The sequence below is a fragment of the uncultured Caulobacter sp. genome (genome assembly GCF_937900395.1).
Classification (GTDB): Bacteria; Pseudomonadota; Alphaproteobacteria; order Caulobacterales; family Caulobacteraceae; genus Caulobacter.
Window position 1 is genome coordinate 1 of record NZ_CALCDX010000121.1, and the last position, 10,726, is coordinate 10,726.

The 10,726-nt window shown below is 68.8% G+C and carries 12 protein-coding genes; 6 read left to right on the forward strand and 6 right to left on the reverse strand.

What is annotated here, in order from left to right:
* The first annotated feature begins 133 nt into the window (after window positions 1-133).
* The 4 genes from Q0379_RS10270 (at window position 134) to Q0379_RS10285 (ending at window position 2,732) form a co-directional block, all read left to right on the forward strand.
* Window positions 134-433 carry a hypothetical protein gene (locus tag Q0379_RS10270; protein WP_299007938.1) on the forward strand — a complete coding sequence of 100 codons (300 nt, stop codon included), beginning with the start codon at window positions 134-136 and terminating at the stop codon, window positions 431-433.
* A gap of 78 nt (window positions 434-511) precedes the next feature.
* The gene (locus Q0379_RS10275; protein ID WP_299007941.1) at window positions 512-817 is read left to right on the forward strand and encodes a hypothetical protein; all 306 of its coding nucleotides are present in this window, start codon (window positions 512-514) and stop codon (window positions 815-817) included.
* 217 nt (window positions 818-1,034) lie between these two features.
* The gene (locus Q0379_RS10280; RefSeq protein ID WP_299007972.1) at window positions 1,035-1,127 is read left to right on the forward strand and encodes a hypothetical protein; all 93 of its coding nucleotides are present in this window, start codon (window positions 1,035-1,037) and stop codon (window positions 1,125-1,127) included.
* A gap of 165 nt (window positions 1,128-1,292) precedes the next feature.
* The gene (locus Q0379_RS10285; RefSeq protein ID WP_299007946.1) at window positions 1,293-2,732 is read left to right on the forward strand and encodes a P-loop NTPase fold protein; all 1,440 of its coding nucleotides are present in this window, start codon (window positions 1,293-1,295) and stop codon (window positions 2,730-2,732) included.
* Window positions 2,733-2,768: 36 nt separating this feature from the next.
* Here the strand turns inward: Q0379_RS10285 and Q0379_RS10290 are convergent, their stop codons facing one another.
* From Q0379_RS10290 to Q0379_RS10310, 5 genes are all read right to left on the reverse strand, one after another.
* Entirely contained in the window at window positions 2,769-3,068 is a 300-nt protein-coding gene (locus tag Q0379_RS10290) for a hypothetical protein (protein WP_299007949.1), read from the reverse strand.
* 4 nt (window positions 3,069-3,072) lie between these two features.
* Window positions 3,073-4,812, reverse strand: a complete 1,740-nt coding sequence (locus Q0379_RS10295) for a heparinase II/III family protein (protein ID WP_299007952.1) — start codon at window positions 4,810-4,812, stop codon at window positions 3,073-3,075.
* Window positions 4,813-4,816: 4 nt separating this feature from the next.
* Window positions 4,817-5,476, reverse strand: a complete 660-nt coding sequence (gene rpe / locus Q0379_RS10300; RefSeq protein ID WP_299007955.1) for a ribulose-phosphate 3-epimerase — start codon at window positions 5,474-5,476, stop codon at window positions 4,817-4,819.
* 85 nt (window positions 5,477-5,561) lie between these two features.
* Window positions 5,562-6,845, reverse strand: a complete 1,284-nt coding sequence (locus tag Q0379_RS10305) for an RsmB/NOP family class I SAM-dependent RNA methyltransferase (protein ID WP_299007958.1) — start codon at window positions 6,843-6,845, stop codon at window positions 5,562-5,564.
* A gap of 57 nt (window positions 6,846-6,902) precedes the next feature.
* Entirely contained in the window at window positions 6,903-7,310 is a 408-nt protein-coding gene (locus Q0379_RS10310; protein WP_299007961.1) for a hypothetical protein, read from the reverse strand.
* A gap of 97 nt (window positions 7,311-7,407) precedes the next feature.
* Here Q0379_RS10310 and Q0379_RS10315 point away from each other — a divergent pair, with 97 nt between their 5' ends.
* On the forward strand, window positions 7,408-7,629 hold the full coding sequence (locus Q0379_RS10315) for a DUF1674 domain-containing protein (protein WP_299007964.1): 222 nt from the start codon (window positions 7,408-7,410) through the stop codon (window positions 7,627-7,629).
* 138 nt (window positions 7,630-7,767) lie between these two features.
* Entirely contained in the window at window positions 7,768-10,338 is a 2,571-nt protein-coding gene (locus Q0379_RS10320) for a cation-translocating P-type ATPase (RefSeq protein WP_299007967.1), read from the forward strand.
* Here Q0379_RS10320 and Q0379_RS10325 read toward each other — a convergent pair.
* The coding region (locus Q0379_RS10325; RefSeq protein ID WP_299007969.1) for an orotidine 5'-phosphate decarboxylase / HUMPS family protein at window positions 10,274-10,726 on the reverse strand (453 nt) is incomplete at its 5' end. The two genes, Q0379_RS10320 and Q0379_RS10325, sit on opposite strands and share 65 nt — an antisense overlap.

The window sequence follows — 10,726 nt, forward strand, 5'->3', positions numbered from 1 at the left end:
CCGAGCTAGCCCCCTCCGGCCCTCTGGGCCACCTCCCCCGCATCGCGGGGGAGGAACTCGGAATGCCCCCCGCCTTTGCGACTCAAGATAACATCGTTACCTTAGCGTCACTGTAGCTCACCCGGTGATCGCCATGACCGTTCACGCCGTCTCCCGGATGCGCCGGGCCCTGGTCGTCCTGTACGCGGCCGGGATGGGCGCGATCCTGGTGGTGGCGGTGCTGCTGTATCGCGAGGGGCAATGGAAGCTCCTGGCGCCGGTGATCGCCGCGTTCGCCGCCGCCTCGGCCGGCTTCGTGGCCCTGATGCGGCTGGCCGATCGTCACGCCACCCTGGGCTTGACCCCCGGCCGTCGCCGCCTGCTGTTGATCTTGGCCCTGATCAGCGCCGTCGCCTTCGTCGCCGGCCTGGTCACGGCCTGGCGGCTGATGTGAGGCGAACGCCCCGGCTATACAACTCTGAGCTTTCGACTTAAGGTCTAGCTTGCTCCAGGCTCGGTCGGGATGGTCCTGATGAAGGTGAGCTCGCATCGGCGTGGCCGCCGGGCCCTTTCTGGCCTGCTGGTCCTGTGCCTCGGCTATGGCGTCGCCATGGTCGTCATGACCGCCCTGCTGGCCGACCAGCACGCGGAGGCCCGCTTCGCCGCCGCCGCCGCCGCCATCGCGCCCCTGACCGCCGTGGCCACCCTCTACGCCGCCCTGCGCAGCCACCACGCTGTCACCGGTCCGCCGCGTCACCACCGCCTGCTGTTCGCCGCGCTCGCCGCCGGCGCGCTCCTGGGCGCGGGCATCGCCAGCCTGGCGGTGGTGGTGAGGTAGGGGTCGGCCGAGCCCTTGGCTCAAAAATCCCCCGTCATTCCCGCCCTTGTGGCGGGAACCCCTGGTTCAGCTGCCACGTGAGACGCAAGCGGACTGCCAAGCAGTCCGCCCCTCCCGCACCTGCGGCGTAAAGAGGGGTTCCCGCCACAAGGGCGGGAATGACGGAGGTTATTGGATTCGTGGGAGTGACCGCCCACCGGGCGGGAGCCATCCTTACATCTCACGGCGAGACGATCGCTGGGCTGCCCGGGTTGCTCAAGGACGACGCTTCGCGTCGCCGCGGCGCGGCCGGCCGGAGGCCGGTCCTTGACCAACCCGGTCAGCCCAGCACGCTCCAGCCTTCGAGAGATGTAAGGCTTGGTGCGCCCGACGAAGGCGCATGTCCGACGCCAATTGCTCCACTGTCGAATACGGCTAAGGATTGTGGCGTGCCGCGATAGTTTTTCAGCGGCATCGAGAAATGTCGGAGCTCAACTTGAAAGATATTTGGGACGGCGATCTACTCGACCGGAAGCGCGAAGCCACGATGCTCATGGGCTACATCGAGTCCATTTACAGCCGCTCGCTCAATGGAGAGCGCGCAGGTTCGATGACAGTCGCGGTCGATGCGGGATATGGCGCGGGGAAAACGTACTTCCTCAGTAGGTTCAAGCGCCAGGCGGGGGTGAATCACCCGGTGGCATTCGTGGACGCATGGAGAGATGACCTCTCCGACGAACCTCTAACGGCCGTTGCAGCAACGCTTAAGGCTGCGCTTGATCCTCTTATCAAAGTGCAGCCAAGCGTCGCGTCACGCTGGGATGTATTCCTCGAAAAGGCAGGAAAGGTTGCTCAAATTTCGAGTGTTGGTCTTCTGAAAAGAGCCGCTGCATTGCTGCTTACAGCAGGAGCTGTCAACGGACTCACGGAGGTTCTCGAAAACGCGCCAGAGGCGGTTGGCGATGCAATAGAAGACGCGATCAAAGATGCTTCGAAGGATGCAGCCGATGCAGGAGGGCAAATCATATCTTCGATCGGTGTTGCCCGCACAATGCGAGCGAGAGTGGAAGAGTTCGAAGCTGGCCAAGCCGCTATAGAGGAGATGAAAAATAGCTTAGCTGCAGTGGTTGAGCTTCTGCCTCTGCAACAGCTTCAGGCACCGATAATCATCATTATAGATGAATTGGATCGCTGTAGACCGACCTATGCGGTAAAGCTCCTTGAGGAGGTAAAGCATTTATTTGATGTGCCGGGCTTGGTTTTTATATTTGGCCTTCATGGAGATCAGCTCGCCCATTCAATAACTGGGGCGTATGGTGCAAATTTCGATGGGGCCTCATATCTGAGGAGATTTTTCAATCGTCGTTATTCTTTAGCCTCCGCAAGCCTTCGTCCCGTTCTGAAATCATACTTCTCTTCAGCCGGGCTCAAGGAGAGCGATTTTGTATATTGGCCGTTATTTGAAGTGTCCGGGAATCGGGTAGACGACCCAGCGGAAATATGCGCACTTATTATGGAGAGTCACAAACTCACTGCCAGAGATGCATTGGAATTTACCGATATCATGCAGACCTGTGTGGCGCTCTCCTCGCCCAGCCAAGTGGTATTACCGTATCTTTCAGAGATGCTTTGCGTTTACATGCGAAATATTCCAAGCTTCAATGCTTATATTCCAGAGCAGTACCCTCGGTGGAGTTATCGCCGCTATGACGGGAGGAGTATATCTCAAAAAGAATCGTATGAAGCGTTTAGGAATTTTTCATCAATGAGTAGGTCTGAGGTTACAAAAGAATTCAATCGGAACAACGATAATCCGTTTGCAGAAATTACATTTGAGGTCAGCCAAAAGAACGCGGCAGGATTCGGTCCGATATCTGAGTACGATCGTTTAGTCGGTGCCGTGGGTCGCTTTAAGCAGCCGAATGCAGAAGTCTGACTCTTTCTTCTGGGGCATTTTCTAACTCTATCTAATCTAATCTTCTTGTCCTTCTAGCCCAACCCTCCCCACCACACCCCGAAACACCATCGCCATCTCGATATGGGTGTGCACGTACCCGTGCTCGAACAGGTACGTCAGCATCCGGTCATAGACGTCGTCATAGTCCGCCGCCGCCACGCTGCCGGGCGCCCTCGCCTCGCGCTCCAGCACGGCCAGCAGGTCCGGCGCCTCCGCCCTCAAGGCGGCGATGACCTCGGCGATTTCCGCGTCGGTATATTCCGGCGCCTGGCGCGCGCGGCCGGGGTCGATCGGCGGACGACGGGTGAAGCCCACGGCGCTACCCCTCCGCCCGCGTCAGCTTCCACCGGATCTTCGCCCCGACCTCCGGGCGGACTTGGCTCTTGAGCACCACCTGGCCGGCCTTCCTCGCCAGGCCGTGGTCGAAGTGGGCCGAGGGGGCGATCTCGACGTCCACCGCGTCGTTCCTCAGCCACCAGCCGATGTTGTTGGGCCCCCGGATCAGCACGCTCTTGCCGTCGCGGGCGATCGAGGCGCGGGCCTCGGGGTGCAGGTGGAAGCGCACGGCGAACGGCAGGTAGCGGCGCGGGCCTGACGCGGCGTCCAGGTCGAGGGCGGCCATCGGCGTTAGGCTGTCCTCGCCGCGCAGCTCGTCGGCGACCGCGTCGAGGAACAGGCGGCGGGTGTGGGTCAGGCCGACATGGCGCCAGCCGTCGTGGACGATGTCCAGCCACACCCCGCCGACATCGTCGTGGCGCTCGGCCGAGACCTGGGTCGCGCCGTCGACCAGCCAGGGCCCCAGGGCCTTGGCGCGGAAGCCGGAGAGCGGGCGGCCGGCCGAGCCGTCGCCGACCGAGACGGTCGAGGCCGCGTCGGACAGACGGAAGGCGTGGGCGCCGGCGGCCTCGGGGCTCCAGCCGCAGCTGGTGATCAGCCGGTCCTTGGCGCACAGGATCTCGATGGCGGCCGGCTGGGCGCAGGCGGCGATCGACAGGAAGCCGGCGGCGGGCGGGCCGCAGTCGGCGATCAGCTCCAGAGAGCCGCCGACCATCTTCTGGTAGCCGCTGTGCGGGGCGCTCATCAGCGGGCGCGGGCCGCTGTCGTCATGGGCCAGGGCCGCGGCGATGCGCGTGGGGCCGACCGTCTCGCCGCCGTGGAAGGCCGCCAGGCCGCCGTCGCCGAGGGTGAAGAAGCGGGTGGCGGTCGACAAGCGGTCGATGGCGCGGGCGGCCGCCTCGGGCGTCGGCTTGCCGCGCTGGCGCAGGGCGTCGTCGAGGGTCAGCAGGTCGAACAGGAGCTCGACCCCGGCCTCGGGCGAGCGGGTGGCGTGGCCGCCGTCGGGCAGGACGATGCGGTCGATGTGGCGAGACAGGGCCTTGAGGCCCTTGTCGATCAGGGCCTCGCCCGGCTTGCCGGCCAGGACGCAGCCGGCGATCGTCACGGCGACCGCGCGCTCCAGGGCGCGGGCGGGGATCTTCTGGATCTCGGCCAGGTGCCGGGCCTGACGGGCCAGGTCGCGGCGCAGGTCGGCGGCCTCGGCGTCGCTGGCCTCGGCGGCCAGGGAGCGGGCGGCGCAGGCCAGGTGGAAGGCCCGCCGCTCCAGGCATTCGGGACCCCAGGAGAAGGCGTTCCACTTGCCGAACGTCCGCCGCCAGTCGTCGATCAGGCGCAGGGCCCGGCGCGCGCCGTCCGGGCCGGCCGCGACCAGGTCGGGCAGCCAGTCGAAGCGGTGCAGGCTGACGGCGAAGCGGCGCGTGGGGCTGGCGGTGTCGAACGGGTCTCCCGCCTCGCCGATCCGCAGGGAGCCGCCGTCCAGGGCCAGGGTCCCGGCCAGGATGCGGCGGCCCTGGCCGGCGTTGGTCGGGCGCGGGTCGCGCGGATGGGCGGCCAGGGCCTCGACCTTGCGGCCGGAGAGGATCAGGCGGTGCGGGCCCGAGCCGTACCACTCGCGCTCGACGTGGGTGGACAGCTCGGCCGTCAGGGCCCGCCAAAGGACCCGGGCCCGCTTTCTGGCGGGAGGACGATAGCCGTTGGCGGAACGCTTGACGGCTGGAGCCAAGGGATCAGCCGCCCTTCAGCGCGCGGATGTTGGCGGCGTAGGCCTCGCGCCCGCCCTTGAACACCGCCGAGCCGGCGACGAGGGCGGTGGCCCCGGCGGCCACGCACTGCGGGGCGGTGACCGGGGTGACGCCGCCGTCGACCTCGATGATGATGGGAAGGCCGGCCTTGTCGACCATCTTGCGCAGGGCCTCCACCTTGCGCAGCTGGCCCGGAATGAAGCTCTGGCCGCCGAAGCCGGGGTTCACCGACATGACCAGCAACAGGTCGACGTCCTCCAGGATCCACTCGACGTGGTCGATGCCGGTCGAGGGATTGAAGACGACGCCGGCCTTGGCGCCCAGCTCGCGAATCCGCTTCAGCGAGCGGTGCAGGTGCGGGCCGGCCTCGGGGTGGATGCTGATCAGGTCGGCCCCGGCGGCGCGGAAGGCCTCAAGATACGGGTCGGCCGGGCTGATCATCAGGTGCACGTCGAACGGGATCTTGGCGTGCGGCCGGATGGCTTTGACGATGTCGGGGCCGAGCGTGATGTTGGGCACGAAGTGGCCGTCCATCACGTCGGCGTGGACCCAGTCGGCGCCGGCCGCCTCGATGGCGGCGACCTCCTCGCCCAGGCGGGCGAAGTCGGAGGCGAGGATCGACGGGGCGATGAGCGGCGCGGTCATGACCCCTGGGATAGCGGGACCGAGTCGCTCTGTCATCCCGGACGGGACTCGTTAAGCGTAGAAATGGGGTGGCTTGGTCGCTGGCTCAGCTTGTCTTGCGGAACCGCGCGGCGAAGAAGCCGTCCTGGCCGCCGTCAAGCTGGTGCGGCAGCAGGCGCAGCGTGCCGCGCGCGGTCAGGCTGGCCCCCGGCGCGCCGCCTTCGCCGGGCTGGATCGGGTCCAGGGCCATGTCGGGGCGGCGGGCGAGGAAGGCCTCGACCTGGGCCTCGCCTTCTTCGGGCTCCAGCGAGCAGACGCAGTAGACGAGGCGCCCGCCGGGCTTGAGGCGGCCCGCGGCGCTGTCCAGGATGCGAGCCTGGACCCCCGCGAGGCTGGCGACGTCGCCGGGGCGGGCGGCCCACAGCACGTCCGGATGGCGACGGAAGGTGCCGGTGGCGCTGCAGGGGGCGTCCAGCAGGATGGCGTCGAAGGTCCGCGTGTCCTCCCACGTCGCGCCGTCGGCGGCCACGACCTCGGCTTGGAGCCCGGTGCGGACCAGGTTCTCCTCCAGGCGCTTGAGGCGCGCGGCCGAGCGGTCGAGGGCGACCACGCTCGCCCCGGCGGCCGCCAGTTGCAGGGTCTTGCCGCCGGGCGCGGCGCAGAGGTCGAGCACGGCCTCGCCGGCCTTGACGTCCAGCAGGCGGGCGGGGACGGCGGCGGCGGCGTCCTGCACCCACCAGCTTCCATCCTCGAAGCCCGGCCAGGCGGCGACGTCGCCCTTGCGGCGCAGGCGCAGGGAGCCGCCGGGCAGGATCTCGCCTTCGAGGGCCTCAGCCAGGGCGGCCGCGTCGGCGCCGGGCTTGAGGGACAGGTCGGTGGCGGGCTCCAAGGCGATCTGGGCGGCGATCTGGCGGGCCGTGGCCTCGCCGAACGCGGCGACCCAGCGCGAATACAGCCAGGGCGGGGCCAGCAGGGTCGGGTCGTTGCTGGGCGGGGCGTCGCGCAGCAGGCCGCGCAGCACGGCGTTGACCAGGCCCTTGAACGGGCGGCTGGCCTTGTTGGCGCCGGCCAGCTCGACCGAGGTCGCGACGGCGGCGAAGGCCGGGACCTCCAGGTGGAAGGCCTGGGCCGCGCCGAGGCGCAGCAGGTGCATGACCCGGTCTGGCGGGGCCTTCTGCAGGCGGGCGGCCAGGGCGCGGTCGATGGGGCCGAGGTGGCGGAGCACCGCCATGGCCAGGGCGCGGGCGAAGGCCCGCTCGCGCGGTTCGAGGAAGCGGAAACCGTTGGCCGAGGCGGCTTCGTCGAGGCCGCCGCGCCGCGACAGGGCCGCGTCGATCAGGGTCAGGGCGGCCTCCCGGGCGGGGAGGCCGTCGTTCAGTTCTTGAGTCACCGCCTCGCCGTGCCAAGAGGCGCGCCCGAGCGCAAGCGGATTCGACGCGGCTGGACCCTAGGCGGTCTTCGCCAGGACGTGGAACAGGCCCCGGATCGCCGTGACGCCGAACACGAAGAAGCCCAGCACGACCAGCAGCGAGCCCGCCGCGATCATCGGCTCGAACACCGCCGAGGGGCCCGCCTGGCCCAGATACATGAACAGGCCCGGGATCATCAGCAGCACGCCGAGGTTCGAGATGACGAAGTTCGCCGCCTTGACCTTGTTCGACACATCCTGCCCAAGGGTGGCGTAGAAGGTCCCCATCATCGCCAGGCTCAGCCAGCCCAGCAGATTGAGGTGCGCGTGGGCCGAGTAGGTGGCGTGGTTCTTGGTCATCCCCATGGCCAGGCCCCAGCTGACCCCGACCATGGCGTAGAAGGCGGCCGACGCGAAGAACGCGTGCGGCCAGCGGCTGCGGCTCATCTCTAATTACCTCGGTATTCGAACGTCGTTATCTTGGGGCCGGGGTTGAACAGCATGTGACTGGCGGCTTCAACCGTCATGATGTTAAACCTTTGTCATGTCTGATCTTCCCGCCGCTCCTTCCGATGCTCCCGAAGTTCCCGGAGCCGCGCCCGGCAAGGCTTTGAGCCCCGCCGCCCGCCGCGCCCTCGAGGAAGCCGCCGCCCGCCGCGCGGCCGAGGAAGCGTTGTCGCTCCCGCCCGAACAGGGCGGTCGCGAAGGCCCCGAGCCGACTCGCTTCGGCGACTGGGAAAAGAAGGGTGTGGCGGTCGACTTCTAGGCGCTCGTCCGGCTCTCACGCGAAGGCGCTGGACGCGGCCGACGCTCCCGCGCGACACTCCAGACCCGGATCGCGGCGATTGATCTTGTCTTGGTCTGAAATCCAGAGTCGGCGGCGACTGGCGGATCGGACAGACTCATGGCGCGCGATGGCTTCACAGGATTGACGGCGGCCGAGGCGGACCGACGTCTCGCCGAGTTTGGCGCCAACGCCCTGCCGCGCGTCGCTGGGCGGGGCCTGGCCCAGATCCTCGTCGACACCTTGCGGGAGCCGATGTTCCTGCTGCTGATCGGGGCCGCCGGTCTCTATCTGGTGCTGGGGGACCTGGGCGAGGGCCTGTTCCTGATGGCGGGCGCCGTGGCGACCATCGGACTGGTGGTGCTGCAGGAGGCGCGCAGCGAGCGGGCGCTATCGGCCCTGCGCGATCTGTCCCAGCCCTATGCGCGGGCGGTGCGCGACGGGGTCGAGGTGCGGCTGGCGGCGCGGGATCTCGTTCCGGGCGACATCATCCTGGTCGGCGAGGGCGAGCGGCTGCCGGCCGACGGCGTGCTGGTCGGCGGCGACGTGCTGAGCGTCGATGAGTCGGCCCTGACCGGCGAGTCCGCCCCGGTTTCCAAGCGCGCCCTGATCGACGGGGAGGCGATCGACGCCGACGCCCAGCCTGGCGCCGAGGCCGGGCCCTATCTTTTCTCGGGCGCCTTGGTGGTGCGCGGCCAGGCCGTGGCCCAGGTCGAAAGAACGGGCGCGCAGACGGCGCTGGGCCGCATCGGGGTCTCGCTGGCCGCGATCGTTCATCAGCCGACGCCGCTGCAAAAGACCGCCGGGCGACTGGTGACGCTGCTGGGCGCGATGGCCATTGCTTTCTGCGCGGTCGTGGCCGTCGCCTATGGCCTGCTGCGCGGGGACTGGATCGGCGGCGTCCTGGCGGGCGTCACCGTCGCGATCGCGCTGATCCCCGAGGAATTCCCAATGGTGCTGGCCGTCTTCCTGGCGCTGGGCGCCGGACGTCTGGCGCGGCGGAAGGTGCTGGTGCGACGCAGCGCGGTGATCGAGGCGTTGGGCGGCGCGTCGTTCCTGTGCGTCGACAAGACCGGCACCTTGACCGAGAACCGGATGCGCGTGGCGCGGGTCTGGACGCCGAACGAGGATTGGGCGGTCAGCGCCGACACCCCTCTATCCGGTCCGGCCCGTCATTGCCTGGGCGTGGCCGGCCTGGCCTGCGCGGTTCGTCCCGTCGATCCGATGGACAAGGCCGTGCGGGCGCTGCTGGACGGCCCAGAGCCCGAGACGCCAGAGGCGCCCGAACGGACCTGGCCTTTGCGGCCCGAGCGCATGGCCATGGTCCAGGCCTGGCGCCAGCCCGACGGCCCGTGGCGCGTCGCCGCCAAGGGCGCCCCCGAGGCGATCTTCCGGCTATGCCGATTGCCGGAAGCCGAGATCGGCGACCTGGTCCCCGTCGTGGAGCGGTTCGCCCGCCAGGGGCTGCGCGTTCTCGGCGTGGCGTCCGGCATGACGGCGGGGCCGCTGCCCGACGTTCCAGAGGACATGCGCTTCACGTTCGAAGGGTTGGTCGGCTTCCTGGACCCCGTGCGCGAGGACGTTCCGGCGGCCCTGAAGGAGGCTCAAGCGGCGGGCATATCCGTGGTCATGATCACGGGCGATCATCCGGCCACCGCCCTGGCGGTCGCCGAGACCGCCGGACTGGACGCTTCGGGCGGGGTGCTGATCGGCCCCGAGATTGCCGCGCTGGACGACGCGGCCTTGGCCGCGCGCCTGCGCCACACGCGCCTCTTCGCCCGCATCACGCCGGACCAGAAGCTGCGGATCGTTCAGGCCCTGAAGGCCGACGGTCAGGTCGTGGCCATGACCGGCGACGGCGTCAATGACGCGCCGGCCTTGGAGGCGGCCCATATCGGCATCGCCATGGGCCAGAAGGGAACCGACGTCGCGCGCGAGGCCGCCGACCTCGTCATCCTGGATGACAGCTTCGCCTCGATCGTGGGCGGGGTGCGGCTGGGACGGCGGATCTTCGCGAACCTGCGCAAGGCGCTCGTCTATGTCACGGCCATCCACGTCCCGATCGCCGGCGTGGCCCTCATTCCGATCGTTCTGGGCCTGCCGCCGCTGCTCTATCCGATGCACGTGGTGTTTCTGGAGCTGCTGATCGATCCTGTGTGCGCCATGGTGTTCGAAGCCGAGCCCGCTAGCGCGCACGCCATGCGGCATCCGCCGCGCCGACGGGACGAGCCGCTGTTCGGACCTCGCCAGGTGAGCCTGGCCCTGATGCAGGGGGCCGGCGTCCTGGCCGTCGTGCTGGGAATCTATGTCTGGGCGCTGGGCCATGCGCCGGAGAGCCAGGCGCGCGGCGCGGCCTTCCTGACCTTGGTGGCGGGCAATCTGGCCTTGGCCCTGGCCGACGCCTCGTCTTCGGGCGGCCGTCTGTTCGCGCCCCATCGCCGGATCTACTGGACCATCACCGCCGCGGCGTCCGGCGCGCTGGCCCTGATCTTCGGCGTTCCGGGCCTCGCCGCCATCTTCAAGGTCGCGCCTCCGTCTCCGGGTCTGCTGTTCGGCGCCTTGGCGCTGGCGATGATCGGCGGCGGCTGGTTCGGGCTGGTTCGAGCGCTGCGCCGCCGTCCGCCGTTCACACCCCCGCGATCTCCGCGATCACCTTCAGCGCCGCTTCGCGCGGATCGTTCGCCGCCGTGATCGGGCGGCCGCAGACCAGGTGGCTGGCGCCGGCGCGGATGGCGGCCTCGGGGGTGGCGGCGCGGGCCTGGTCGTTCTTGGCCGACCAGAACGGGCGAACGCCGGGCGTCACGATCAGGAAGTCGGACTTCCCCGCCGTCTTGGCGATCTCGCGGGCGAGACCGGCCTCGTGCGGCGAGGAGACGATGCCGTCGACGCCGCACTCGAGCGCCTGGCGCACGCGGCGCTCCACGAGGTCCCGGGCGCTGAAGGCGTAGCCCATCTCGATCAGGTCGGCGTCGGTCAGGCTGGTCAGCACGGTGACCGCCAGGATCTTCAGCGACGAGGCGCCGCGCGCCTGCACCGCCGCCTTCATCACCTGGGGCTCGGCGTGGACGGTCAGGAGGTC

Bases quoted from the DNA above. Each gene is read 5' to 3' on its own strand.
- rpe (WP_299007955.1), bottom strand. From the start codon at position 5,476: ATGACCGCGCCGCTCATCGCCCCGTCGATCCTCGCCTCCGACTTCGCC.
- Q0379_RS10320 (WP_299007967.1), top strand. From the start codon at position 7,768: ATGGCGCGCGATGGCTTCACAGGATTGACGGCGGCCGAGGCGGACCGA.
- Q0379_RS10270 (WP_299007938.1), top strand. From the start codon at position 134: ATGACCGTTCACGCCGTCTCCCGGATGCGCCGGGCCCTGGTCGTCCTG.
- Q0379_RS10315 (WP_299007964.1), top strand. From the start codon at position 7,408: ATGTCTGATCTTCCCGCCGCTCCTTCCGATGCTCCCGAAGTTCCCGGA.
- Q0379_RS10275 (WP_299007941.1), top strand. From the start codon at position 512: ATGAAGGTGAGCTCGCATCGGCGTGGCCGCCGGGCCCTTTCTGGCCTG.
- Q0379_RS10310 (WP_299007961.1), bottom strand. From the start codon at position 7,310: ATGAGCCGCAGCCGCTGGCCGCACGCGTTCTTCGCGTCGGCCGCCTTC.